Consider the following 22,663-nt stretch of genomic DNA (forward strand, 5'->3'; position numbering starts at 1 on the left):
ATTGCTACGGAAAGGATCAGCGAGGAGAGGGGTTGCCGTGACGGAGCACGTGTTGGTGTTCGGCGTCGGGTACGACATACCGGCCCGCATGCGCGCGTTGGGCGAGACGGCCGGACGGAAGGTCACCACGTCCCTCATGTGCTGGCCCGAACACCTCGCGAGGACGGACGACACCGAGGAGCCCGGCCGGATCGTCGTCCTGCGCCCCGACGCCTCCGACGAGGAGTGGATCGCGCTGGCCCGCGCCGTCGACGCGGTCGAGCCGGTGACCCGGATCGGTTGCCTCTCCGACGACTGCCGACCGCAGGCGGCCCTCGTCGCCCAGGTCCTCGGGCTCGACTCACACACCCCCGAGATCGTCGAACTCGTCATGAACGACGACGAGATGAGGCAGCGGCTCGCGGACGCCGGTGTCGAGGCCGTGGCCTCCGCCGTCGTGGAAGGCCTCCCCGTGGGCGCCCGGTACGGCGTGCAGGCCTTCTCGGAGCGGGGCGAGCACGTCGTCGTCACCGTCACCCGCACGAACTCCGACCCCGTCGGCCCGGTCGGGCCGGGCCATGCGGCGCCCGCGCCGCCGGAGGCCGTCTCCCGGCACGTCATCGCCGCCCTGGACGCGCTGGGCGTCGAGTTCGGGCCCACCCACACCGAGGTCGTCCTCACCGAGCGGGGGCCGCGCGTCATCGAGACGCGTCTGCGCGCCGGCGGCGACGAGCTCCAGAACACGGTGACCGACAAGACGGGTGCGGACCTGATCGAGGCGCAGCTCCGGCAGATCCTCGGCGAGAAGGTGCTGCCCGGGATCCGCGCCACGCGGGACGGCGAACTCCCGTAGTGCGCAAGGGGTTCGGACCGTACTCCCGGACAATTCGATTGCGGCGCGCCATACCCGGTGATATCCCACCGGGTATGGAATGCCTCGTAACAGCACGGCTCGTACTCCACCCGATGAGCGTCGAAGAAGCCGTGGCGCTGATCGCGGACGAGCCGGGCGGGAGCGCGCACTGGGCGCCCGGATACCCCACCGAAGCCGACACGGCCGGGGCCCGGCGCTACCTGGAGACGTGCGAGAGCGCCGGAGACCCGCAGCCGTTCGGGGCGTACGAGATCCGCCGCCGCGAGGACGGCCGCGCCATCGGCGGCCTCGGCTTCCACGGCGCTCCCGACCTCGACGGAACCGTCACGATCGGCTACGGCCTGGTCCCGGCGGTCCAGGGCAACGGCTACGCCACCGAAGCCCTGCGCGCCCTGCTGCTGTTCGCCCGCGCCGAGGGCATCACCCGTGTCAAGGGCGACACCTCCCACGACAACATCGCCTCCCAGCGGGTGATGACCGCGGCGGGCATGAGCCTCGTCGCGCAGGACCAGTGGCTGAAGTACTACGCGGTGGAGTGGGCGGAGGACTGGACGGACTGGGCGGAGGAGTCGACGGACTGCCAGTGAGGCGCCGCCTGCGGTGATCAGCCCTTGAGTACCCTCCGTACCACCTCCGCGAACTCCACGGGCTGCCCGATGAAGCCGCCGTGGTCGCCCGGGAACTCGACCGGCCGCACCGCGAGCCGCTCGGCCAGGGCCATGGACGTGCGGTAGGTGACCAGGGCGCCCGAGGCGGCTCCGATGCCGACGACGGTACGGGTCGGGGCGGCCTTCAGCGCGGCGATGTCGGGTACGTGGGCGGCGGTGCCGCGCAGCTCGTGGGCGAAGAAGCGGACGCCGTTGGCGATGTCCCGGGGCGAGGGCTCGAACGCGGGCGGGGCGGGGGCGGCTTCGGGCTGGCCGTCGCCGTCGCCGGAGCGCGGGGCGGAGGGCTGGTCGAAGCCGGCGTTGGCCATGAACTTCCGCCACGCCGCGGGCTGCCCCTCGCGGTGGAACGTCCGGATGATGTCCTCGGTCGCGGCGCGCTGTTCGGCCGCGTCCGGGAGCAGCTCCATCACCGGAGGCTCGTGCGCGATGAGCGTCCCCACCCGCCCGGGGTGCCGTGCGACCAGGGCGAGCCCGGTCACCGCGCCGCCGCTGCTGCCGAACACGTCGGCGGTCTCGGCCCCGAGGGCGTCGAGCAGCGCGGCGACGTCGTCGGCCCGCAGCTCGGGGGTGGAGTCCTGCTCGGGGTCGTCGAGAGTGCTGCCCGAGATGCCGCGCGGATCATGGGTGACGACGGTGTGGTCGCTCGCGAGCGCGTCGGCCAGCGGCGCGAACGCACCGGCGTCCATCGGCGCCCCTATGACGAGCAGGAGCGGTCCCGAGCCGCGCACCTCGTAGTGCAGACGCGCGCCGGGGACGTCGAGGGTGTGGCTGGTGGTCATGTGCGGTGGCCCTTCCGTCCGAGTCGTCCGCGGGTGCGGCGACGGAGGGAAGACCGCTGCCCGGGCGGAAACTCATCGCCCGCGGAGGAAGGGAGTCGCTAGACCGCCCCTACCTCCAGGAACGCCGTCACCGTCCGCGTGAAACCCCGCGGGTCGTCGAGCCAGGGGAAGTGGCCCGAGCCCGGCTGGACGGTGAGTCGGGCCTTCGGGAACAGCCCGGCGATGTCGGCCGCGACACGCGGCAGCGGGCCGCTGTCCAGTTCCCCCGCGAGCAGCAGGACCGGCGCGTCCAGCGTCTCCACGACGGCCCGGGCGGCGGCGGGGGAGAAGGCGCCGGACGACGCGTACACCTCCGCGGCTTCGGCGTTGCTCTGCTCCACGTCGGCCGCGGCGTGCGCCCGGGCCGCCGTATCCCAACGGCCGTAGAAGAAGGGGGAGACGGCGTCCCAGTCGGCGTCGGCGTCGGATCCGGCCCGGATCCGCTCGTACGCGGCGTACGCGGCCCCGAACCACGGCTCGGCCGTGCGCAGGGCGGCCGCCTCCCGGCGGTGCTCCTCGGTGAAGTCGACGCCGAGGGCCCGCGCGCGGGCGGTGATCAGGGTGAGCGTACGGACGCGCCGCGGATGGCGGGCCGCGTACAGCAGGGCGAGATCGCCGCCCGCCGAGTGCGCGAGCAGGTCGACGCGGTCGAGCCCCAGGTGGTCGCGGAGGGCTTCGACGTCCGCCACCTGCCGGTCGCAGCGGTACGTCGCCGGGTCGGCCGGGACCTCCGAGTCACCGGTCCCGCGCAGATCGAGCAGGACCAGTCGGCGGTGCGCCGCGAGCCCGCCGAGATCCCCGAGGTAGGCGGAGGCGCGCATGGGCCCGCCCGGCACGCAGAGCAGCGGCTCGCCCGCGCCGCGGACGTGGTAGGCGAGTTCGGTCCCGTCGGGGGCGGTGAACGTAGGCATGGCGCCATCCTCACCGCCCCGTGACGATCACGGCAAGGGAGTTCCCTCAGTCCGCCACCGCCAGCTGCACCCGGCTGTGGCCCGGCTCGTCGATCTCGTCCAGCACGGCGAGTGCCAGGTCGGGGTGCGAGAGGTGCCCGGGGCCGTCGAGGACCGCGCCGACCGCCGTGCGGTACCGGCCGGTGCGCGGGCCCTCCGCGTCCAGGTCGAGGGGCGGCACCACCATCAGCCAGTCGAGCTCGGGCCCCGCCGCGCCCAGCGTCGCGAACTCGGCCACGTGCCCCTGCGAGAACACCCGGTACTGCTCCGGGAACTCCGGCGCGTCCATGATCCGTACACCCGGCGCCGTCTCCAGCGTCGTGGCGATGCCCAGCACCACGAGACGGCCCACCCCGGCCGTTTCGAGGCCGCCGGTCATGGCCTCGGCGGCGGAGACGAAGTACTCCTCGGAGGGCACGTCGAGCCGCACCGAGGCGTTCACGGCCGCGTCGTGGCCGGTTGCCGCGGCGGCCACCGAGGAGGCGTCGGTGGCGTCGCCCTGTACGACGGTCACGGTGTCGGAGCCGAGGCCGGGGTACTTCGCGGGGTCGCGCACGACGGCCGTCACCAAGTGGCCGCGTGCCACCGCCTCGGCCACCACGGCCCGGCCCACCCGCCCGCCCGCGCCGAACACGGCGATGCGCTTGGGGGAGTCGGTGGCGTGGGAGGGGTTCACGGAGTGCGCGGAATTCGCGTTCGTCGTCGTCATGAGGGGAACGCTAGGACGGGCACCCCTGGTTACCGCAAAGGTACTGGGCTAGCGTCGGCACCATGAGCGACCGCACAACGTCCGTACCCCTGCCCGCCGACCTCTTCGACCGGCCCGACTGCGCCGGTGGTCTGGTGCCCTTCCGCGTCGGCGACAAGTGGACCGGTGTGGTCCTGCGCTGTCTGGAGGACGGCCCGCGCAGGTTCTCCGAACTGCGGGTGCCGCTGCACTGGATCACCCCGAAGGTGCTGACCGAAACCCTGCGCGCGATGGAGCGGGACGGCTTCCTCACCCGTACCGCGTACGACGAGAACCCGCCCCGTGTCGAGTACGAACTCACCGCGCTCGGCCGCTCGTTGATCGATCCCCTCAATGCCACGTGCGAGTGGTCCCGGGCGCACTTGACCGAGGTGACGGACGCCCGCGAGCAGTACACGGCCCGGTAGCCGGGCGTACGGAGGAGGGGCCGGGCCCTCGCGTGCCCGGCCTGCCCGATGTATGTCAGGGTTGCATCCGGCGAGTGATCCCTACACGAGTCACCTCGGAAATGGGTTCACTGCCCAACGTAGAGCAGGTCCACGTTCCGTTCCGCCCACTCGCGCATGTGGGCCAGTGGCTCGGCGGCGCTGCGGCCCAGCTCGGTGAGGGCGTACTCGACGTGCGGGGGTACGGCGGGGTAGACCGTACGGGAGACCAGGCCCGCTTCCTCCAGGCGGCGCAGGGTCTGGGTGAGCACCTTGGGGCTGACACCCTGGAGCACGCGCTGCAGCGCCCCGAACCGTACGGGGCCGTCCTCCATGGCGCCTATCGCCAGCGCGCTCCACTTGTTGGCCAGGAGTTCCAGCACGTTCCGGCAGGGGCACAGGGCCGCGTAGACGTCGTGCTTGTCGTGACTGCCGGTGGTGCAGTTCCTGCTCATGGGCGGTTCCTCGGCGATTCTTCGGTGCGTGGGCGCGATCGACTCGACACTATCCAAAAGATAGTAGGTGCCCTTGCAGGTTACTACTACCCCTCCCATAGCTTTGCCGCGTCGTTCACCGCGAGGGCGCAGCAGCCCCGCATTCGAGGAGTCACCCATGCCCCACACCGCCCCCACGATGCGTGCCGTCACCCAGTCCGCCTTCGGCGGCCCCGAGGTCCTCCGGGTCACCGAGGCGCCGCGCCCCGTACCGCTGCCGACGGAGGTCCTGGTACGGGTCGTCTCCGCCGGGGTCAACCCGGTCGACGTGAAGACGCGGGAGGGCCACGGGATGGCGGGCGTCCTCGGCGAGCCGCCGTTCGTCCTCGGGTGGGACGTCTCCGGAGTGGTCGAGGAGATCGGCTTCGGCGTGCACACCCTGGACGTGGGGGACGAGGTATACGGCATGCCGTGGTTCCCCCGCGCCGCCGGCGGCTACGCCGAGTACGTCACGGCTCCCGCCCGGCAGTTCGCCCGCAAGCCCGCGTCCCTGAACCACGACGAGGCCGCCGCCGTCCCGCTCGCCGCGCTCACCGCCTGGCAGATCCTGGTGGACACCGCGGATGTGCGCCCGGGGCAGCGCGTGCTCGTCCACGCGGCGGCGGGTGGCGTGGGTCACTTCGCCGTGCGGATCGCCAAGCACCTCGGGGCCCATGTCATCGCCACCGCCGGCGCGGGCAAGCACGCCTGGCTGCGGGAGCTCGGCGCCGACGAGGTCGTCGACTACACCGCCACCCGCTTCGAGGAGGAGCTGTCCGACGTCGACGTGGTCGTCGATCTCGTCGGTGACGAGATCGACGGCACCAGCACGCGCTCCCTCGCCGTGCTGCGCCCGGGCGGCCTGCTCGTCGCCGTCCCCTCCGGCGTGTCGGACGAGCTCGCCGGGAAGGCCGCCGCGGCCGGTGTGCGGGCCAGGCCGTTCCTGGTGGAGCCGGACGGTACGGCCCTGACCACCCTGGCCGGTCTGATCGACGCCGGCGCGATCAAGGTCGAGGTGGCGGCGGTGCTCCCGCTGGAGCAGGTCGCCGAGGCGCACTGCCGGCAGGCCTCGGGGCGCACCCGGGGCAAGATCGTGCTGCGGGTGGCCGAGTGATGGCGCAGCGCTGAGGGGCGGTGAGCCCTGGTGTCACGACGCCCCGCCCCCGGTTCCGCCCGGGGGCGGGGCGGTCGGCGTGAACAGCCTCCCGTACCCCGTGATCGCGGCGGTGTCGCTCCCGGCCGCCCGCAGTACCGCCCACAGCAGGACCTGATTGGCAGTCAGTACGGGCCGCCCGAGGGTGTTTTCGAGGGTCTCCACCATCCCCACCGCCCGGAAGCCGTTGCCTCCCACGACGACGGCCTCCGCCTCCTCGGGGACGCGCCCGGCCACCCAGTCGTGCAGCTCGTCCGGCCGGATAAGGGCCTGCCCGCTGGGGAGGTCGCAGGGCGCGGAGAAACGTACGTCGAATCCGGCGGCCTCGTAGTAGGCCCGGCCGAGGTCGTTGAGCGCGGTGTCGAACCACGGCGGATCGACCAGGCAGATCCGGGTGGCGCCCACGGCGTTCAGAGCCTCCACCGTCGAGGCGCAGGTGGCGACCACCGGCAGGCCGTGGGCGCGGCCCGCAAGCCGGGCGAGCATCGCCGCCTCGGCGTCCGCGCCGATGACGTACGCGGAGCTGGTGAACGCGTAGGCGATGGCCGCCACGGGCGCGGTGGCGAGCTGCGCGGCGGCCTCGTCGACGTACGGCGGCTCGGCGAAGGCCCGCACGGGGGCCAGCGGGATCGTGGAGTCCATGGCGCCGCCCCGGCGCATGGCCCCGAACGGCACCCGGGCGGCGTGCACGCCCACGTCGGGCGGCGCCATCGCGCGGAACTCCGACTCGGGGCCCACATCGGCGTGCGGGGTGAGCACGCCGATGCGCACCCGTACGTCCCAGCCATCCGGTCGCCACATCGCTCTCGCACCTCCACGCGGACGGTTCCTTCGCGGACCGGTTGCATCCGCTTGTCCATCGTGCGGGCTCGCGGCCGCCCGCGCGACACGCCGACGCCATCCGGGTGCGCCTGGCGTGACCGCTGTGACCTGCGGGTCCTCGCTCTCCGGCGAGTTGAGCGCCGCACGACCAACACCTGTGCAGGATGCCGCAGTTGACCGGTGTCCTTGGATCGAACAACCTCACCATGGCTATCTTGCCGATGTGAGGAACGACAACCAGCAGCCAACCGCCCCTTTCCCCCGGAAGTCGTTCCGTACCCCCGCGGGACCGCTCGGTCAAGACGACAGGAGAGTGTTGGTATGAGGAGTGGCGTGCCCAGGACGCTGTGCATAGTCGGCGCCGGACCGCGCGGTCTCTCGGTACTGGAGCGGCTGTGTGCCAACGAGCGTGCGCAGCCGACGCACTCCTCGGTGACCGTGCACGTCGTCGAGCCGTGCGAGCCCGGCGCGGGTGCCGTGTGGCGCACCGACCAGTCCCGTCTGCTGCTGATGAACACCGTGGCGTCCCAGATCACCGTCCACACCGACGCCAGCTCGTGCATCGAGGGGCCCATCGAGCCCGGCCCCACCCTGCAGGAGTGGGCCGCGGAGCTCGCCGCGTCCGGCGGGCGAGGCGGTCACGACGAGCAGACGCTCGCCGAGGCCCGCGACCTGGGGCCGAACACCTACCCCACCCGCGCCTTCTACGGCAGCTACCTCTCCGCGATGTTCCAGCAGGTCGTCCGGCGCGCCCCCGAGCACCTCACGATCGAGGTCCACCGCTCGCGCGCCGTCGCGGTGACGGACAGCCACGGTGAGGCCGACTGCGAGCAGGCCGTGGGCCTGTCCGACGGCACCTGGCTCAGCGGTCTGGACGCCGTGATCCTCGCGCAGGGCCACGTCCCAGTGCGGCCGACCGCCCACGAGGAGCGGACCGCCAGCCTCGCCCGGGTGCACGGCCTGCGCTACCTCCAGCCCGCCAACCCCGCGGACCTCGACCTGAGCGTGGTCAAGGCGGGCGAGCCGGTCCTGCTGCGCGGCCTCGGCCTCAACTTCTTCGACCACATGACCCTGCTCACCCAGGGCCGCGGCGGTTCCTTCGAGCGCGTCGACGGCCGTCTGGTGTACCGGCCCTCGGGCCAGGAGCCGGTGATGTACGCCACGTCCCGCCGGGGCGTCCCGTACCACGCGCGCGGCGAGAACGAGAAGGGCGCCTCGGAGCGCTACTACCCCCGTCTTCTCACCCCCGAGCACGTCGAGACCCTGCGCAAGCGGGCCGACGACGGCGAACGGATCGGTCTGCGCGACGAGTTGTGGCCGCTGATCACCCGCGAGGTGGAGAGCGTCTACTACGGCACCTGGCTCACCGCCCACGGCCGCGACGCCGAGCGCACCGACCTGGAGGACCGCTTCCTGGCCTGCGAGAGCGCCGAGGACCAGAGCGCGTTACTGGACGCGGCCGGCATCCCCGAGGCGGAGCGCTGGAGCTGGGAGCGCCTGTCGCGCCCGTACGGCGGCCAGGAGTTCGGCGACCGGACCGCGTTCCGCGACTGGCTGCTCCAGTACCTGCGCGACGACGTCCGCGAGGCCAAGTACGGCAACCTCAGCGGCCCGCTCAAGTCCGCCCTGGACGTCCTGCGCGACCTGCGCAACGAGATCCGGCTCGCGGTCGACCACAGCGGGCTGCACGGCGACTCGCACCGCGACGAACTCGACGGCTGGTACACGCCGTTGAACGCCTTCCTCTCCATCGGCCCGCCCACCTCGCGCATCGAGGAGATGATCGCGCTGATCGAGGCGGGCATCCTCGAACTCACCGGCCCGGAGACCGAGATACGCATCGACACGGTCAACCCCGCCTTCGTCGCCCAGTCCCGGGCCGTACCCGGACCGCCCCTGCGGGCCCACGTACTGATCGAGGCGCGGCTGCCCGAGGCGGATCTGCGGCGCGCCGCCGACCCGCTGCTCCAGCACCTGGTCGCCACCGGGCAGGCCGTCAACCACCGGGTGCCCAGCGCGGGCGGCGGGGCCGGGTACGAGACCGGCGGCCTCGCCGTCGCCGAGCGCCCCTACCGCGTCCGCGACGCCCGGGGCCGGGCGCACCCGCGCCGGTTCGCCTACGGTGTGCCCACGGAGGCCGTGCACTGGGTGACCGCGGCCGGGATCCGGCCCGGGGTGGACTCGGTGACCCTGGCCGACTCCGACGCCATCGCCCGCGCGGTGCTTGCCCTCGCGCCCCGTCCCACCGCCTCGGTCGCCGCCCCCGACCGACTGCAAGGAGCACTCGTATGACCGCCTACCCCGACAGCCTGCTCGACTCCGGCCTGCTCTCGCCGGTCCGCGTCGGCACTCCCGCCGAGGAGGCCGTCGGCGATCTGGCGTGGCTGCAGGGGATGCTCGACGCCGAGGCCGCCCTCGCCCGGGCGCAGGCCCGGCTCGGCACCCTGCCGCAGAAGGTCGCCGAGGTCATCGGCGCCGAGGCCCGCGCCGAGCACCTCGACCTGAGGGAGCTGGCGCTGGCCGCGCGGGAGACCGCCAACCCGGTGGTGGGTCTGGTGCAGGCGTTCAGCAAGCGCGTCGCCGCCGTGGACCCGGCGGCCGCCCACTATGTGCACCGCGGCTCCACCAGCCAGGACATCTTCGACACCGGCGCGATGCTCGTCGCCCAGCGGGCGCTGCGGCTGATGCGCGCCGACCTCGCCAGGTCCGCCGACGCCCTGGCCGGGCTCGCCCGGGAGCACCGCGACACCACCATGGCGGGCCGCACCCTGGCCCTGCACGCGGTGCCCACCACGTTCGGGCTGAAGGCGGCGGGCTGGCGCAAGCTGCTGCTCGACGCCGATCTGCGCCTGGAGCGCGTCCTGGACGGCGGGCTGCCCGTCTCCCTCGGCGGGGCGGCCGGAACGCTCGCCGGGTATCTGGAGTACGCGCGGCTCGACGGCGAGGGCACGCTGGACCCGGGCGAGTACGCGGCACGCCTCACCGACGCCTTCGCGCAGGAGACGGGCCTCGCCACGGCCGAACTGCCCTGGCACACCCTGCGTACGCCCATCGCGGACCTCGCGGCCGCCCTCGCCTTCACGGCCGCCGCCCTCGGCAAGATCGCGGTGGACGTGCAGTCGCTGACCCGCACCGAGGTCGCGGAGGTCGCCGAGCCCGCGGTCACCGGGCGCGGCAGCTCCTCGGCCATGCCGCACAAGCGCAACCCGGTGCTCGCGACGCTGCTGCGCAGCGCGGCGCTCCAGGTGCCCGTCCTGGCCGCGGGCGTCACCCAGTGCATGCTCTCCGAGGACGAGCGCTCCGCCGGGGCGTGGCACGCGGAGTGGCAGCTGCTGCGCGAGTGCCTGCGGCTGACCGGCGGCGCCACCCACACCCTGGTGGAACTGGCCGAGGGGCTGGAGGTGCGGCCGGAGCGGATGGCCGAGAACCTGGCGCTGACCGGCGGCCAGATCGTCTCCGAGCGCATCGCCGCCGTACTGGCACCCAAGCTGGGCAAGGCCGAGGCCAAGCAGGCGCTCACCCGGGCCTCGCACACCGCACAGCGGTCCGGCCGCCCGCTCGGGGACGTGCTCGCCGAGTCCGAGGAGCTGAGCGGCCACTTCACCGCCGGGGAACTGGCCGAGCTGTGCGATCCGGCCCGGTACACGGGCGGGGCGGCGGCCCTGGTGGACCGGGCGGTGGGCCCGCAGCACTGAGGTCGCGGCCCGCCCGGCTCGGGGATACCCCGATCGGACCTGCCGTCTGCGTGGCTGACGATCACTCAGCGCCGAAGGTGCTGCCCTGTGACAGGGGGTCACGCGACGACAGGAGATCCATGCGTACCGCACTGCTGCGCAACGGGGCCAGGGCGGCGGCCGCCGCCCTGGCCTTCGCCGCCGCCCTCGGTGGCGCCACCGCCGACGCCACCGCCCGAGGGGAGTACGGCGACCGCGGCCGCCGCCCCGTCGAGGTGTCGATCGGAGCCTCGGGCATTCACGCGCCGCACACCGCACAGGCCGGTCTCGTCGCCTTCCACGTGCGGACCGACGACAAGAACGGCCATTTCCTCCAGGCCTTCCGCCCCCACCGCGGTGTCACCGTGCGCAAGGTGCTCGCCGATCTGCGCAAGGCCGTCGACAGGAACTCCCCCGCCACTGCCGCCCGGGGCATCTCCGCGGTACGTGACGAGGCGGACGCGCTCGGCGGCGCCCAGGTCACCCCGTCCGTGTCGGAGACCTTCACCACCCCGATCGGCCCGGGCCGCGTCGTCCTCCTTGATTTCACCGCCTTCCTGGCCGACCCGGCCCACCCGGTCACCCGCACGCTGGACCTGCGCCGGAGCCGGCGCGGCGGCTCGTCCAAAAACCTCGCGGCTTTCCCCGACAGCATCGTGATCACCCGCGACACGGCGGCCGGTCCCCGCTTCGACGTCGACGGCCTGCGCAGGGCCACGGACAACGTCCTGGTCCGCAACGCCTCGGACGAGCTCCACGAAATGGGGCTCCAGCCCGTCAAGCGCGGCACCACCGACGCCCAGATCCAGGCGTTCTTCGGCGGCACGGCCTCCGGGCCGCCGCCGTTCACCGGCCCCTCCCTCGGCCTCGGCGCCATCTCCCCGGGCCGCACCGCGCTGCTGGAGACCCACCACCTGCCCCGGGGTACTTACGCGCTGCTCTGCTTCGTACCGGACGACAAGACCGGGCGTCCGCACGTCGCCGAGGGCATGCACAAGGTCGTCGTGCTGACCTGACGGCGTTGAGGGCGGGCCGTCGGCCAAATCCGGCCTGCCAGGCCGGATTTGGCCGGAACGCGCCGCGCCTCGGACCGGTCCAACCGGTGCGGAACGGCAGCAAAAGGATCTTCGCGTTCGGGTGATTGTGACAGGCTGTTGGTCTGCCACAGGTGTAAGAACGAACGAGAAGAGAGACGTTCATGACCACAGTGCTCGCAACCTCCGTGGACATCCCCACGCAGGACGGCACCGCCGACGCCTATCTCGTCCACCCCGACGACAACGCCCCGCACCCCGCGGTCCTGTTCTACATGGACGCCTTCGGGCTCCGCCCCCACCTCAAGGGGATGGCCGACCGGATCGCCGCGGCCGGTTACACCGTCCTGGTCCCCAACGTGCTCTACCGCGTGGGGCGGGCGCCGATCGTCGAACTGCCCGACTTCATCGACCCGCAGCAGCGGCCGGACCTCTTCGAGATCCTCGGCCCGCACATATTCGCCCTCACCTCCGAGCTGGTCGTGCGGGACGCCGACGCGTATCTGCGCTGGCTGGCCGAATCCCCGCTGGTCACGGACGGGCCGGTGGGCGTCACGGGCTACTGCATGGGCGCGGGTCTCGCCCTGCGCACCGCCGGATCGTTCCCCGAGCGGGTCGCGGCGGCGGCCGGCTTCCACGGCGGCCGGATGGCGACCGACGCCCCGGACAGCCCCCACCTGCTCGCCGAACACATCACCGCGGAGCTGTACTTCGGCCACGCCGACCAGGACCCGGGCATGCCCGCCGAGCAGATCGACCGCCTGAACAAGGCGCTCTCGGCGGCCGGGGTGCGCCACGAGGCCGAGGTCTACCAGGGCGCCCAGCACGGCTTCACCCAGGCCGACACCGCCGCGTACGACGCCGCCGGCGACGCCCGCCACTGGGAGGCTCTGCTCGCCCTGCTGAACCGTACGCTCTGACCGCGTGCACAAAGGAAGAGGCCCGCATCCAAAGGATGCGGGCCTCTTCGCACAGTAGCGGGGACAGGATTTGAACCTGCGACCTCTGGGTTATGAGCCCAGCGAGCTACCGAGCTGCTCCACCCCGCGTCGGTGAACCCAACTGTACGGCACTTCGCGCACGCCTTTGACCAGTCGTCCCTGCCCCCACCCCGCGAGCCCGCGGGAATGGCCCGGCCTTCGTCTGCGGGCCGTGCGCGACCAGACCGCTACGGCCCGCAGACGAATCCCCACGCCCTCCGCGTGGCGGTCGGCTCAGCTCGCGTACAGCTGGGGCGCCGGGACCACCTGCTGGTCCTGGCCCGGGCTGGACCACAGCAGCTTCATGTGCGCCTCCCCGGTCTGCTCCGCGTACTCGATCCTGATCGTGTGACGCCTGCCAGCGGTGAGCACGGCCTCGCCCTTGTCGACGCGCGGCCCGTGCGGCGACCAGGAGTCGATCACCAGCCTGCCGTCGATCCAGACGCGCGCCATGTCGTCCGAGACGGTCGTGAACGTGTACGTCTCGGAGCGGCGCGGCTCGATCGTGCCGGTCCACCGGATGCTGAACCAGTCCGCCGGGACCGCCTGGTCGGGCGAACCGCCGAACCTCCAGGCGTGGTTCACGGTGGGATCGGTGCGGGTGGCCTTCGGGGCGCCGCCGAGGTAACCGTTGTCGAAGACCTCCTCCTTGAGCCCGTGGCCGGTTCCGGCGGGGGAGGTGGGTCCGGGGTTCACGGTCAGCTCGACGACCGTGGCGACGGCGTTGGTCGCGGCGCCCGACGGCCTGATGTCGAACCCGTCGCCGGCCTTGGTGACCCGCACCTGCTGCCCGCTGCCCAGCACCCGCGCCGCCTTCACGTCGAAGGCCGTACGCGCCTTCAGATGCAGGGCCGCGCCGCTGGACGGCCACTGGGTGACCGCCGCGTACAGCTTGTCGCCCTTGCGGCTGACCGACCCCCAGGCGGGCTCTTCGACCAGGCCGCCGTAGCGGGCGCCGTACACGGCCTCGCCCTGGCCCGAGGTGCGCAGCCAGTCGCCCATCTGCCGCAGGCGGTCGACGGAGGGCCGCGGGATGCGGCCGTGTGCGTCGGGGCCGACGTTCAGGAGGTAGTTGCCGCTGCGCGAGGTGGTGGCGAGGAGGTTGCGCACCAGTGTCGTACCGGGCTTCCAGTTCTGGTCGTAACGGGCGTACCCCCAGTGGTCGTTGAGCGTCATGCACGACTCCCACAGCTGGCCGTCGACCGGTGCGGCGGGGATCTCCTGCTCGGGGGTGCCGTAGTCGCCGTCGACGACGCGGCGCTTGCCGACCCGGTTGTTGACGACGAGGTCCGGGCCGAGGCCGTGCAGATAGGACTGCAGACGTTCGCCGTCCCGCTCGGTCCACGGGTTGTGGGGGTTCTCGGTCGACCACTCGCCGTCGAACCACAGCAGGTCGGGGTGGTAGCCGTCGACGAGCTCCTTGAGCTGCGCGTACATGCGCTGCTCGTACTTGGGGAAGGTCGCCGGGTTCGCGAAGTCCGGGTCGTGCCAGTCCCAGATCGAGTAGTAGAAGCCGAGCTTGATGCCCGCCTCGGTGGTGGCCTGCTTCAGCTCCGCGAGGATGTCGCGGTTCTTGTCGAAGGCCGAATGGTCGCGCAGGTTCCACGAGTTGACCTTGGTGGGCCACATCGCATAGCCCTCGTGGTGCTTGGAGGTGATGACGATGTAGCGCATCCCGGCGTCCTTGGCCGCCTTGACGACGGCCTTGGCGTCGAAGTCGGCGGGGTCGAAGGTCGCGGCCTGCTTCTCGTACGCGTCCATGGGGATGCCGCACTCCCGCTTGATCCACTCGGCGTTGCGGCAGACGGTGCCGTCGGGGCGACGGTACTCGCCTTCCCAGTTTGAATAGGACCCGAAGTGGATGAACATCCCGAAGCGGTCCTGGCGGAACCAGTTGGTGCGGGTGGAGGTGAACGGGTCGTCGGTGGCGTAGTCCGTGCCGGGGCCCGCGGCCGGGGTGGCCGGGGCGACGGTCGGTGGGTCCGCCGCGCTCGTGGCGGCGGCGGGAGCCACCGAGGCTCCCAGGGCGGAGGCGAGGAACACGGCGAGCCCGGCGACTGTGCGCCCGGTGCGACTGAGCGAGGTGTGCATGGGGCGACTCCCTGGTGTGAGGGTTCGCCCGGGAACGTAGAGACGAATACATCGGATGTCAATGCGTCCAACGCTCTCGCCTGGGCCGCAACTTGGTTCACACCTTGTGTAATGGAGGATAAGTGGTCCGATGACTACGGGTTTGGTTGACTGGGGGCATGAGCGATCTCTTCGTCAAGATCTGCGGTCTGCGGACCGAGCGCGATGTGGACGCGGCCGTGGAGGCCGGGGCCGACGCGGTGGGCTTCGTCTTCGCGGCCAGCCCGCGCACGGTGGACACCGAAACCGCCCGTCGGCTGGCCCTGCGGGTGCCGGAACGCGTCCTCACGGTCGGTGTCTTCCGGGGCCAGCCGATGGACGAGGTCCGGCGGCTGACGGAGGAGAGCGGCATCCGTGCCGTCCAGTTCCACGGCGACGAGGGTCCGGAGTACTACGCGGCCCTGCGCGCACCGGGCCGCACCCTGATCCGGGCCACCGCCGCGACCGAGGTCCCGGTCCGCCGCGGAGAGCTGGACGAGGACATGCTGCTGCTCGACGCCCCCGACCCGGGCTCGGGCAAGCCGTGGAACTGGGCCTCGCCCGGCTTCACCGCCCCCGAGGGCCGCTGGCTGCTCGCGGGAGGCCTGCACCCGGACAACGTCCACCGGGCCGTCGAGGCCACCGGCGCGTGGGGCGTGGACGTCTCCAGCGGTGTGGAGAGCGAACGCGGGGTGAAGTCGGAGGGCCTGATCCGGGCGTTCGTGGCGGCGGCGCGGAAGTAGGCGGCCTTATCGGGGGTGGGCGGCCTTATTGAATGATCCCCTTGAGGGGGTCACCGAAGGGAAGGGCGTCGAGGACCCAGACGTCGGCGGGAGCGCCCAGGAGCCCCTCCACCCTTGCGCGGGTCCGCGCGAAGGTGGGTCCGGCGGAGTGGACCGCGAGGTCCTCGTCGGTGGTCCAGCGCTCGACGACGAAGATCGACGTCTGGTCGGTGTGCAGGGCGAACAGCTCGCACCCCGGCTCCTGGTGGACGAGCGGGACGGCCTCCGCGTAGACCTCAAGCACCTCTTGCAGACGGCCGGGCGCGGGGTGGACACGTGCGATGACGACGGGCATGGGGCCGACCCTATCGCGGGTGCCCCACGGCGTACTGGAGCGGGATGCCCGGTCAGGCGGCCTCGGCGAGCAACAGCTCCCACACGTCCCACAGGCGCGGCGCGTTGTCCGGGTCGAGCGCGTAACGGGCCACCCCGTCCAGGATGCGGAGTGGCGGGGGAAGGGGTGATGCTGGGGTGCGGGGGCTGTTCTAGGAGGACAAGACATGTCCGTGATGGACAAGCTCAAGCAAATGCTCAAGGGGCACGAGGATACGGCGGGCAAGGGTGTCGACCGCGCCGGTGACTTCGTCGACGAGAAGACCCAGGGCAAGTACAGCAGCCAGGTGGACACCGCCCAGGACAAGCTCAAGGAGCAGCTGGGAGCGGACCGCCGCGAGGAGCGCGGGGAAGGCCCGCCCATGTGAACAACCCGGGCGTAGGGCGCCGGCCCCGGCACGCGCCGGGGCCGACGATCCGCCGCTCACGCGACCGCCGCCCGCGCCTCCCGGCACACGGGGCAGCGGTCCTTCCCGTCCCAGCCGGCCCACCCGAAGGCCGCGGGCGTGAGGGACTGGCCTTCCAACTCCTCGCGCACGGCGACCCGGTAGGCCCACACGGCCGCGATGTAGGGGTGGTACGCCTCGTGGAAGGCGGGCGACTCCGCCCCGGCGCCGGTGGCCACCGCCCTGCGCAGTGCGCGCAGTTGCTCGAACATCCCCTGCCCGGCGCCGGCGACGCCCGTGCTGGCCTCGATGAACAGCCGCTCGCGCACCTCCTGGATGCCGCCTTCACGGAGCGCCAACCGGGTGGCCGCCTCCAAGTCGGGCTCCTCGCCGGGCGTTTGCGCGAGGTGACGCAACCGCGTGAAGCACACCTCGGCGGCGGTGATGAACTCCAGATACACCGCCCGCCGCCGCGCCCCGACCCCGCGCTCGCCCTCACGGCGATGACGCAGGTAGTCGGCCAGCACGGTCCCGGAAATGGCGATGGACCCACCGCTGAAGGTCGCGACGAGCGTGCCCCAGTCCACCTTTGCCTCCCCCGTAGTCCCGCGACCCCGCTCAGACCCCGATAGCCGCCTGATACTGCTCCGCCGTGAGCAGGTCGTCCGTCGGCTCACCCTGCGCCGGAGCCAGCTTGAAGAGCCAGATGCCGTACGGGTCGGTGTTGACCGATTGCGGGGTGGCGACGGCGTCCGCGTTGGTGGCGACGATCTCGCCGGCGAGCGGGGCGTAGATGTCGTTCGCCGCCTTCACCGATTCCACCGTGCCGACGGCCTCCTTGCGGGACACCGTCTTTCCGGCGTCGGGGAGTTCCAGGAACTCGATGTCGCCCAGGGCCTGTCGCGCGTAGTCGGTGATGCCCACCGCGAGCACGCCGTCCCCCTCGTCTCGGACCCACTGGTGGAACAGGGTGTAGCGCAGGTCGGTGGGAATGTTCGACATGCTCGGGCTCCATTCGGCACACGCGGCACACGTACGTACCGTCCACGGCGGACGATCACTGGAGAAGCTTGCCTGTGCGGCGGCCGAAGGGAGACGGTTTTTGGCCAGCGAGGAGAGCCGGGGAGATGTGAAGGAGCGCACCGTCACAGGTTGCGGGCGATCGTGCTGATGACCTCGTCCAGGGCGATCTCCTTGAGCCCCGTGCCCGCGACCGAGGGGACGAACAGGGTTTTGTCCCAGGTCTCCGCGATGTCCCGCCACGGGTTCTGCTCCGGCGCGAAGATCAGCAGTCGTTTGGCGGACTGGTCCATCACCGCGCCGTCCTGGCCCTCGCGGCCCCACTGGTCGTGGAGTTCGTCGAGGCTGCGCGGGTAGACGTCGTCGTCCGAGGGGGAGGAGGTGGACGCCGCGGCCCTGCGGCGGGACGACCACCACGGCGGCCGGTCCGAGGGGGACTTGGCGGCGCGCCGGCGAGGGGTGTGTTTGCCCAGGGGGTGGGCCGGCGCGTCGGTGAACAGGACGACGATGTGCCGCCGCTCGTCGGCCTCCGCCGACCACGGTGAGCGGACCGCCAGGGCGAGTGCCTCCAGGCCCGACTCGGGGACGTCGCCCCCGCCGGTCGCCCTCAGCCCCGCGATGAACTCCGCGAACTCCGCGTCCTGTTCGGGCAGGTCCAGGAACGACGTGCGCTCGATGGCGCGGTCGCGGTCCGCCCCGAAGTCGCGGAAGGCGATCACCCGTAACCGCAGGCGGCCGATGTCCATCCCGCGCCGGGCCATCACGGCCTTCAGCCGCCCGTGGAAGGACAGCGCCCCTTCCTTCACCTGGTTGAGGACCGGGGCCATGCTGCCCGTCACATCGATGCAGAGCACGACGTCCACGGCCCAGCCGTCTGTCGCCGGAGCGTCCGGCATCGCCCACCCCCGCCGCCGAGTCGCCCGCGCCGTCGCGCGGACATCAGGCTCAAAGGGTGTGGGAGGACACTGCGGTTTGGGAAGGGTGTGTGCCGGAACAGGGTGGTGTCCGGCACGCGACTCCGTACCGGACACCACCCCGTCGTGCGCGCTGGGCTCAGCAGGCCCCCAGGTCCTGCCAGACACCCCACTCACCGGTGGTGCCGGGCTCCTCGCCCTGCGTCCACCACTTGGCCTTCCAGTTGTGGCCCTTGTGCGACACCTGCATCCCGCCGGTGTAGACGGACGTGGCGTTCCACGGGGTGGCCGTGCACTGGTGGCCGCTGCCGCCGGTGATGGTCAGGGTGTACGTGGCCGAGTGGTTCGCGGAGGCGTTGGAGCCGGTCACGGTGAGGGTGTACGTGCCCGAGACGGCCGCCGAGGTCGTCGACACCGTCAGGGTGGACGAGCCGCCCGCCGTCACCGAGGTGGGGCTGAGCGAGGCGGTGACACCGGCCGGGGCGCCGCTGACGGCGAGGTTCACGGACTGCGCCTGGCCCGCCGTGACCGCCGTCTTGACCGTGGTGGTGGCCGAACTCCCCGCCGCCACCGAGCCGCTGGCGGGCGAGGCCGTCACGGAGAAGTCATTGGCGGGAGCGGTGGTACCCGAGGTGAAGGGCTCGAAGATGTGGCTGAAGTCCCAGGTGTTCTGCTGGATGCCGGAGCAGTTGTCCGCGGCCGCACCGCCGGGGCAGCTGCCGTTGTCGCGCTGGAGCGCCCAGAACGAGAGGGTGTTGATGCCCTTGGAGACCGCCCAGTTGTACACCTGGGTGGCGTTGGCCAGGGTGAACGTCTCGGCGGGCCCGAAGTCGTCGACGCCGACCATCTCGGTGACCCCGATCATGCCCCACAGCTGGGCCGACGTCTTGCCCGGATACAGCTGGGCGAGCTGGTTGTACAGCCCCTGGGCCGCCGTCTGGGTGTCGTTGGCCATGTTGTGACTGGCGTTGTCGTAGTAGTCGAACGTCATGATGTTGGCGACGTCGACGCGCGCCCCGTTGCTCACCGCGTTGCGGAGCACGGCGAGGCCGCTGGCGGCGAGACCCGAGGTGGTGGTGGGGAGGGTGTACGAGATCTCGACCTTGCGGCCGTTGGCCGCCGCCCAGTCCTGGACCTGCTTGATCGCCTTGTTGCGCCGGTCGATTCCGGCGCTGTTGTCCAGCGAGTCGACCTCGATGTCCATGTCGAGCCGGGAGATGTCGTAGGTCGTGATGACCTTCTCGTACGCGGCGGCGATCTGCCCGACGTCGGTGCAGCTGTCGGCGATCTCGGTGCCGGTGGTGTCCGCGGTGTAGCCGCCGAAGGAGGGGATCACGTCCCCGCCGTTGGCCTGGATGGTTCTGATGTCGCTGCCGAAGGTGGACGAGGCGATCGGCATACCGCTGTCGCCGTTCCAGTACGGCGTACAGGAGCCCTTGGACGCGGTCTGGATGAACGCCATCGTCAGGTGCTTCGCGCCGGACCGGGCGGCCAGCGCGGCGGGGCTCTCGCCGGTCCAGGCCTCGAAGTAGGGGGCGAAGACATGGGCCGGCAGAGGGGTCGCGGCCTGGGCGGAGCCGCCGCCGAGCACGGCGAGGCCCGCCGTGGCCACGGCGGTGACGGTCGCGGTCAGGACCGCGCGGAGGGTACGCATGCGTCTCATGTCCGTCCAAGGTGTGAGGGGGCGTCCGCCAATTCCCGTGGGGCACAGCGGTGTTGGATATGGGATATCTCCGTGATCAGAGACATGTCAATGGACTGGACCAAAATAGGACTAGACCAATTTCGGGCGACGGGCGGCTGCGGCGTTGGTCACCGGGGCTGCGGCGCACTGGACCACTTGCCGTGGGAATTTCGCGGGGTGAGGAGGCGGACGCCCGGGGCGCCGTCACTCGTACGGCCCACGCCGATCGCAGCCCCCCGCCGCCGTGGGTACGTTCGGACCGTCGATCGTTCACCGCCACCCGCCGCCCAAGGAGAAGCGCACATGGCCGGTCTCGTACGGAAGAGTTTCGAAGCGCCGGAGGAGGTCCGTCCGTTCGAGGACGGCAAGGGGCGCCTTGAGCTGGTCAACGTGGGCGGGGGCCAGGTGGGCCGGGCGACGTTCGAGCCGGGCTGGAAGTGGTCCGAGCACGTCAAGCCGATCGCCCAGACCGACAGCTGTCTGGTCGCCCACGCGGGCTATGTCGTCTCCGGCCGCATCAAAGTCGTCATGAACGACGGCCAGGAAGAGGACTTCGGCCCCGGCGACTACATGAACGTCGCGCCCGGCCACGACGCCTGGGTCCTCGGCGACGACCCGTGCGTCGTCGTCGACTGGATGGGATTCGCGGACTACGCGAAGAGGTGACCGCGCCCGTCACGCACATGCACACCGCGCCCCCTCCACCGGGAGGGGGCGCGGTGCGTCGCGGCCGTCGGGCGAACGGCCGGTTTCCGTCGGTCCGTTACGCCTTGGCCTCGCGGCGGAACAGGGCGGTCCACAGGAACGGCTCGCCGAAGCGCGGCGAGTCCGGCGGCTCGTTGCGCATGCGGCGCAGCTCGACCTCCGCGAGGTCGGAGAAGATCCAGCGCAGGGACTCCGGGGTGTAGGCGAGGCCGCCGTGCAGGCCGTTGTGGCGGTAGAAGTCGCCGTCGGGGAGTTCGGAGCCCATCTCGCCGGACGCGAAACAGGTGAGGGCGAGATGTCCACCGGGCGCCAGCGCCCGGTCGAGCAGGTCGAGGTAGCTGATGCGGCGGTGCGGCGGCAGATGGTGGAAGCAGCCGGAGTCGTAGACCAGGTCGTACGGACCGGCCAGTACCGTATCGGCGAGCGTGAACGCGTCACCGCGGTGGAACCGGATGTCGGCCCCCGCCTCCCTGGCGCGCTCCTCGGCCCAGTCGATGGCCCCGGGGGAGAGGTCGACGGCGTCCACCTCGAAGCCCAGCGAGGCGAGGTGGAGCGCGTTGCGGCCCGGCCCGCAGCCCAGATCGAGCGCCCGGCCCGGCGCGATCAGCCCGCGGTCGAGGTACGCGACGAGGTTCTCGTCCGGCTTCGCCACGAAGAACGGCACCGGCTTGGTGTGGTCCGCGTAGAACTCGTCCCACCAGGTCGCCGCACCGGCCGTCCACCGGTCGGCCTCGGGCGCGAACAGGCCGTCCATGAGCTTGAGTACGTCGTCGATGGTGCGGATGTTCCGGTCCATCCGGTCCCCCTTTCCCTGTCCCGTGATCGTAGGTATGGCGAGCACGAAAGACCAGATCAGGCGGGGTGCGGAGAGGTCGTGGGCGGTTGCGTGAGGGCCTGGGGTGATCATGGAAAGGGTCCCACTCGCGAGCGGGGGTGTGACGCCGCCCAAGACCCCCTCCTGGGCCGTCCCGAGGGGAGTGTCGAGGGGGTCGGCCGGGGTTTCTCGAAACCGGTTGGCCAGTGTTTGTGATGAGCCGATACTGGCGCGATGTTCTCGGACGACGACGCAGCCGCGCTCTACGACCTGCTCAACCCCTGGGACCCCGGACGATGGCCCGCCGACGCGTACTACGACGGGCTCGTCATGGCCGCGGACACGGTCCTGGACGTCGGCTGCGGAACGGGCGCCATGCTGCACCGGGCACGCGAACACGGCCACACCGGGCGCCTGGTAGGACTCGACCCGGACCGCGCCGCACTCGGGCGGGCCCGGCTCCGTACCGACGTCGAGTGGGTCGAGGGCACGGCGGCGGACGCCCGGTGGCAGGGCGAGTTCGACCTCGTGACCATGGTCAGCCACGCCTTCCAGTGCCTCGTCACCGACGACGACCTGCGGGCCTCGCTCGCCGCGATCCACACGGCGCTGCGCCCCGGCGGACGCTTCGCCTTCGAGACCCGCCACCCCCGGGCGCGCGCGTGGGAGGAGTGGAACCCGGCGAACGCGTCCGAGGTCGTCGACGCGACCGGGCGGGTGCTGCGCGTCTGGTACGAGGTCGAAGCCGTCGTCGGGGACGTCGTCACCTTCACCGGGACGACGGCCGACGACGACGGCACGGTGCTGCGCGTCGACCGTACGGGCCTGCGCTTCCTGGACGCCGTGACGCTCGACGCCTTCCTCGGCGACGCGGGGTTCGCGATCGAGGCCCGCTACGGGGACTGGCACGGCGGCCCTGTGACCGACTCCAGCCGCGAGATCGTCACCGTGGCCCGTCGCGGATAGACGGGGGCACCGTCAGCGGTTCAGCGGCCGGGACTGGCGTCCCGATACCTCGTCTATCTCGATGTGTGCCTTCTGCAACAGCTGGGACGCGATGTCCATCAGGACCCGCGAGCCCGCGATCTCCTCGCCGACCCGCAGCTGCTCGGGGTCCGAGGGATGGCGCATGGCGTAGCCGTGCCCCTTCACCTCGGTGCCGTCACCGAGTCTGACCAGGCCCACCGCGCTGGTGCGGTCCCCGACCTCGGAGAACTCCAGCTCCACATGCCACCCGACGAGTGTGGTCATGACGGATCACCTCCAGGGCTAGCCCTTC

25 protein-coding genes and 1 tRNA gene are annotated in these 22,663 nt (G+C 71.9%); 12 read left to right on the top strand and 14 right to left on the bottom strand.

Annotated elements, in window-relative coordinates; genetic code table 11:
• Positions 1-37 precede the first annotated feature (37 nt).
• On the top strand, positions 38-832 hold the full coding sequence (locus QIY60_RS28260; protein ID WP_283144992.1) for a hypothetical protein: 795 nt from the start codon (positions 38-40) through the stop codon (positions 830-832).
• 74 nt (positions 833-906) lie between these two features.
• On the top strand, positions 907-1,440 hold the full coding sequence (locus tag QIY60_RS28265; RefSeq protein WP_283144993.1) for a GNAT family N-acetyltransferase: 534 nt from the start codon (positions 907-909) through the stop codon (positions 1,438-1,440).
• A 17-nt stretch (positions 1,441-1,457) separates the two neighbouring features.
• On the opposite strand, the gene QIY60_RS28270 is transcribed toward QIY60_RS28265, so the two are convergent.
• The 3 genes from QIY60_RS28270 to QIY60_RS28280 form a co-directional block, all read right to left on the bottom strand.
• Positions 1,458-2,300, bottom strand: coding sequence for an alpha/beta hydrolase (locus QIY60_RS28270; protein ID WP_283144994.1), 843 nt, complete (start codon positions 2,298-2,300; stop codon positions 1,458-1,460).
• Between the two features lie 98 nt (positions 2,301-2,398).
• A complete protein-coding gene (locus QIY60_RS28275; RefSeq protein ID WP_283144995.1) occupies positions 2,399-3,250 on the bottom strand; it encodes an alpha/beta hydrolase in 852 nt (283 codons plus the stop codon).
• 46 nt (positions 3,251-3,296) lie between these two features.
• A complete protein-coding gene (locus QIY60_RS28280; protein WP_283144996.1) occupies positions 3,297-3,998 on the bottom strand; it encodes an NAD(P)H-binding protein in 702 nt (233 codons plus the stop codon).
• A 62-nt stretch (positions 3,999-4,060) separates the two neighbouring features.
• On the opposite strand from QIY60_RS28280, the gene QIY60_RS28285 reads away from it, so the two are divergent.
• A complete protein-coding gene (locus tag QIY60_RS28285; protein WP_283144997.1) occupies positions 4,061-4,444 on the top strand; it encodes a helix-turn-helix domain-containing protein in 384 nt (127 codons plus the stop codon).
• A 107-nt stretch (positions 4,445-4,551) separates the two neighbouring features.
• Here the strand turns inward: QIY60_RS28285 and QIY60_RS28290 are convergent, their stop codons facing one another.
• Positions 4,552-4,917: a helix-turn-helix domain-containing protein gene (locus QIY60_RS28290; protein WP_283144998.1), complete on the bottom strand. Its 366-nt coding sequence runs from the start codon at positions 4,915-4,917 to the stop codon at positions 4,552-4,554.
• Between the two features lie 157 nt (positions 4,918-5,074).
• On the opposite strand from QIY60_RS28290, the gene QIY60_RS28295 reads away from it, so the two are divergent.
• Complete coding sequence (locus tag QIY60_RS28295) at positions 5,075-6,049, top strand: NADP-dependent oxidoreductase (RefSeq protein ID WP_283144999.1); 975 nt, start codon at positions 5,075-5,077, stop codon at positions 6,047-6,049.
• A 33-nt stretch (positions 6,050-6,082) separates the two neighbouring features.
• Here the strand turns inward: QIY60_RS28295 and QIY60_RS28300 are convergent, their stop codons facing one another.
• The gene (locus tag QIY60_RS28300) at positions 6,083-6,889 is read right to left on the bottom strand and encodes a maleate cis-trans isomerase (RefSeq protein ID WP_283145000.1); all 807 of its coding nucleotides are present in this window, start codon (positions 6,887-6,889) and stop codon (positions 6,083-6,085) included.
• Between the two features lie 342 nt (positions 6,890-7,231).
• Between QIY60_RS28300 and QIY60_RS28305 the strand changes: the two genes are divergently transcribed.
• The 4 genes from QIY60_RS28305 (at position 7,232) to QIY60_RS28320 (ending at position 12,577) form a co-directional block, all read left to right on the top strand.
• A complete protein-coding gene (locus QIY60_RS28305; RefSeq protein ID WP_283145001.1) occupies positions 7,232-9,202 on the top strand; it encodes an FAD/NAD(P)-binding protein in 1,971 nt (656 codons plus the stop codon).
• A complete protein-coding gene (locus tag QIY60_RS28310; RefSeq protein ID WP_283145002.1) occupies positions 9,199-10,605 on the top strand; it encodes an adenylosuccinate lyase family protein in 1,407 nt (468 codons plus the stop codon). Before QIY60_RS28305 ends, QIY60_RS28310 begins: the two co-directional genes overlap by 4 nt.
• Positions 10,606-10,724: 119 nt before the next feature.
• Complete coding sequence (locus tag QIY60_RS28315; protein ID WP_283145003.1) at positions 10,725-11,639, top strand: hypothetical protein; 915 nt, start codon at positions 10,725-10,727, stop codon at positions 11,637-11,639.
• Positions 11,640-11,821: 182 nt separating this feature from the next.
• Positions 11,822-12,577, top strand: coding sequence for a dienelactone hydrolase family protein (locus QIY60_RS28320; RefSeq protein WP_283145004.1), 756 nt, complete (start codon positions 11,822-11,824; stop codon positions 12,575-12,577).
• Positions 12,578-12,632: 55 nt separating this feature from the next.
• On the opposite strand, the gene QIY60_RS28325 is transcribed toward QIY60_RS28320, so the two are convergent.
• Both QIY60_RS28325 and QIY60_RS28330 read right to left on the bottom strand, forming a co-directional pair.
• Positions 12,633-12,706 (bottom strand) — tRNA-Met (locus QIY60_RS28325).
• A gap of 165 nt (positions 12,707-12,871) precedes the next feature.
• Positions 12,872-14,728, bottom strand: coding sequence for an alpha-L-fucosidase (locus tag QIY60_RS28330; RefSeq protein ID WP_283145005.1), 1,857 nt, complete (start codon positions 14,726-14,728; stop codon positions 12,872-12,874).
• 158 nt (positions 14,729-14,886) lie between these two features.
• Here QIY60_RS28330 and QIY60_RS28335 point away from each other — a divergent pair, with 158 nt between their 5' ends.
• Positions 14,887-15,489, top strand: coding sequence for a phosphoribosylanthranilate isomerase (locus tag QIY60_RS28335; protein ID WP_283145006.1), 603 nt, complete (start codon positions 14,887-14,889; stop codon positions 15,487-15,489).
• 25 nt (positions 15,490-15,514) lie between these two features.
• Here QIY60_RS28335 and QIY60_RS28340 read toward each other — a convergent pair whose 3' ends face one another.
• The gene (locus QIY60_RS28340; protein WP_283145007.1) at positions 15,515-15,823 is read right to left on the bottom strand and encodes a putative quinol monooxygenase; all 309 of its coding nucleotides are present in this window, start codon (positions 15,821-15,823) and stop codon (positions 15,515-15,517) included.
• Between the two features lie 205 nt (positions 15,824-16,028).
• On the opposite strand from QIY60_RS28340, the gene QIY60_RS28345 reads away from it, so the two are divergent.
• Positions 16,029-16,229: an antitoxin gene (locus QIY60_RS28345; RefSeq protein WP_283145008.1), complete on the top strand. Its 201-nt coding sequence runs from the start codon at positions 16,029-16,031 to the stop codon at positions 16,227-16,229.
• 56 nt (positions 16,230-16,285) lie between these two features.
• On the opposite strand, the gene QIY60_RS28350 is transcribed toward QIY60_RS28345, so the two are convergent.
• From QIY60_RS28350 to QIY60_RS28365, 4 genes are all read right to left on the bottom strand, one after another.
• A complete protein-coding gene (locus tag QIY60_RS28350) occupies positions 16,286-16,834 on the bottom strand; it encodes a CchlQ (protein WP_283145009.1) in 549 nt (182 codons plus the stop codon).
• Positions 16,835-16,865: 31 nt separating this feature from the next.
• On the bottom strand, positions 16,866-17,249 hold the full coding sequence (gene gcvH, locus QIY60_RS28355) for a glycine cleavage system protein GcvH (RefSeq protein WP_283145010.1): 384 nt from the start codon (positions 17,247-17,249) through the stop codon (positions 16,866-16,868).
• Positions 17,250-17,392: 143 nt separating this feature from the next.
• On the bottom strand, positions 17,393-18,163 hold the full coding sequence (locus QIY60_RS28360; RefSeq protein WP_283145011.1) for a vWA domain-containing protein: 771 nt from the start codon (positions 18,161-18,163) through the stop codon (positions 17,393-17,395).
• 157 nt (positions 18,164-18,320) lie between these two features.
• Positions 18,321-19,844: a chitinase gene (locus tag QIY60_RS28365; protein ID WP_283145012.1), complete on the bottom strand. Its 1,524-nt coding sequence runs from the start codon at positions 19,842-19,844 to the stop codon at positions 18,321-18,323.
• A gap of 324 nt (positions 19,845-20,168) precedes the next feature.
• Here QIY60_RS28365 and QIY60_RS28370 point away from each other — a divergent pair, with 324 nt between their 5' ends.
• A complete protein-coding gene (locus QIY60_RS28370) occupies positions 20,169-20,531 on the top strand; it encodes a cupin domain-containing protein (RefSeq protein ID WP_283145013.1) in 363 nt (120 codons plus the stop codon).
• Between the two features lie 97 nt (positions 20,532-20,628).
• Here the strand turns inward: QIY60_RS28370 and QIY60_RS28375 are convergent, their stop codons facing one another.
• Positions 20,629-21,366 (bottom strand): class I SAM-dependent methyltransferase, encoded by a 738-nt coding sequence (locus QIY60_RS28375; RefSeq protein WP_283145014.1) that lies wholly within the window; start codon positions 21,364-21,366, stop codon positions 20,629-20,631.
• 252 nt (positions 21,367-21,618) lie between these two features.
• Between QIY60_RS28375 and QIY60_RS28380 the strand changes: the two genes are divergently transcribed.
• On the top strand, positions 21,619-22,350 hold the full coding sequence (locus tag QIY60_RS28380) for a class I SAM-dependent methyltransferase (RefSeq protein WP_283145015.1): 732 nt from the start codon (positions 21,619-21,621) through the stop codon (positions 22,348-22,350).
• Between the two features lie 12 nt (positions 22,351-22,362).
• Here QIY60_RS28380 and QIY60_RS28385 read toward each other — a convergent pair whose 3' ends face one another.
• Positions 22,363-22,635, bottom strand: a complete 273-nt coding sequence (locus QIY60_RS28385) for a DUF1876 domain-containing protein (protein WP_283145016.1) — start codon at positions 22,633-22,635, stop codon at positions 22,363-22,365.
• Positions 22,636-22,663 lie beyond the last annotated feature (28 nt).

It is taken from the genome of Streptomyces sp. BPTC-684, assembly GCF_030028635.1.
GTDB classification, from domain to species: Bacteria; Actinomycetota; Actinomycetes; order Streptomycetales; family Streptomycetaceae; genus Streptomyces; species Streptomyces noboritoensis.

Excerpts from the sequence above, each read along its gene's own strand:
- QIY60_RS28275 (WP_283144995.1), bottom strand. The coding sequence starts at position 3,250 with ATGCCTACGTTCACCGCCCCCGACGGGACCGAACTCGCCTACCACGTC.
- QIY60_RS28345 (WP_283145008.1), top strand. The coding sequence starts at position 16,029 with ATGTCCGTGATGGACAAGCTCAAGCAAATGCTCAAGGGGCACGAGGAT.
- gcvH (WP_283145010.1), bottom strand. The coding sequence starts at position 17,249 with ATGTCGAACATTCCCACCGACCTGCGCTACACCCTGTTCCACCAGTGG.
- QIY60_RS28380 (WP_283145015.1), top strand. The coding sequence starts at position 21,619 with ATGTTCTCGGACGACGACGCAGCCGCGCTCTACGACCTGCTCAACCCC.
- QIY60_RS28335 (WP_283145006.1), top strand. The coding sequence starts at position 14,887 with ATGAGCGATCTCTTCGTCAAGATCTGCGGTCTGCGGACCGAGCGCGAT.
- QIY60_RS28375 (WP_283145014.1), bottom strand. The coding sequence starts at position 21,366 with ATGGACCGGAACATCCGCACCATCGACGACGTACTCAAGCTCATGGAC.
- QIY60_RS28385 (WP_283145016.1), bottom strand. The coding sequence starts at position 22,635 with ATGACCACACTCGTCGGGTGGCATGTGGAGCTGGAGTTCTCCGAGGTC.
- QIY60_RS28305 (WP_283145001.1), top strand. The coding sequence starts at position 7,232 with ATGAGGAGTGGCGTGCCCAGGACGCTGTGCATAGTCGGCGCCGGACCG.
- QIY60_RS28270 (WP_283144994.1), bottom strand. The coding sequence starts at position 2,300 with ATGACCACCAGCCACACCCTCGACGTCCCCGGCGCGCGTCTGCACTAC.
- QIY60_RS28310 (WP_283145002.1), top strand. The coding sequence starts at position 9,199 with ATGACCGCCTACCCCGACAGCCTGCTCGACTCCGGCCTGCTCTCGCCG.
- QIY60_RS28285 (WP_283144997.1), top strand. The coding sequence starts at position 4,061 with ATGAGCGACCGCACAACGTCCGTACCCCTGCCCGCCGACCTCTTCGAC.
- QIY60_RS28360 (WP_283145011.1), bottom strand. The coding sequence starts at position 18,163 with ATGCCGGACGCTCCGGCGACAGACGGCTGGGCCGTGGACGTCGTGCTC.
- QIY60_RS28300 (WP_283145000.1), bottom strand. The coding sequence starts at position 6,889 with ATGTGGCGACCGGATGGCTGGGACGTACGGGTGCGCATCGGCGTGCTC.
- QIY60_RS28290 (WP_283144998.1), bottom strand. The coding sequence starts at position 4,917 with ATGAGCAGGAACTGCACCACCGGCAGTCACGACAAGCACGACGTCTAC.
- QIY60_RS28330 (WP_283145005.1), bottom strand. The coding sequence starts at position 14,728 with ATGCACACCTCGCTCAGTCGCACCGGGCGCACAGTCGCCGGGCTCGCC.
- QIY60_RS28320 (WP_283145004.1), top strand. The coding sequence starts at position 11,822 with ATGACCACAGTGCTCGCAACCTCCGTGGACATCCCCACGCAGGACGGC.
- QIY60_RS28265 (WP_283144993.1), top strand. The coding sequence starts at position 907 with ATGGAATGCCTCGTAACAGCACGGCTCGTACTCCACCCGATGAGCGTC.
- QIY60_RS28280 (WP_283144996.1), bottom strand. The coding sequence starts at position 3,998 with ATGACGACGACGAACGCGAATTCCGCGCACTCCGTGAACCCCTCCCAC.
- QIY60_RS28295 (WP_283144999.1), top strand. The coding sequence starts at position 5,075 with ATGCCCCACACCGCCCCCACGATGCGTGCCGTCACCCAGTCCGCCTTC.
- QIY60_RS28365 (WP_283145012.1), bottom strand. The coding sequence starts at position 19,844 with ATGAGACGCATGCGTACCCTCCGCGCGGTCCTGACCGCGACCGTCACC.
- QIY60_RS28370 (WP_283145013.1), top strand. The coding sequence starts at position 20,169 with ATGGCCGGTCTCGTACGGAAGAGTTTCGAAGCGCCGGAGGAGGTCCGT.
- QIY60_RS28340 (WP_283145007.1), bottom strand. The coding sequence starts at position 15,823 with ATGCCCGTCGTCATCGCACGTGTCCACCCCGCGCCCGGCCGTCTGCAA.
- QIY60_RS28315 (WP_283145003.1), top strand. The coding sequence starts at position 10,725 with ATGCGTACCGCACTGCTGCGCAACGGGGCCAGGGCGGCGGCCGCCGCC.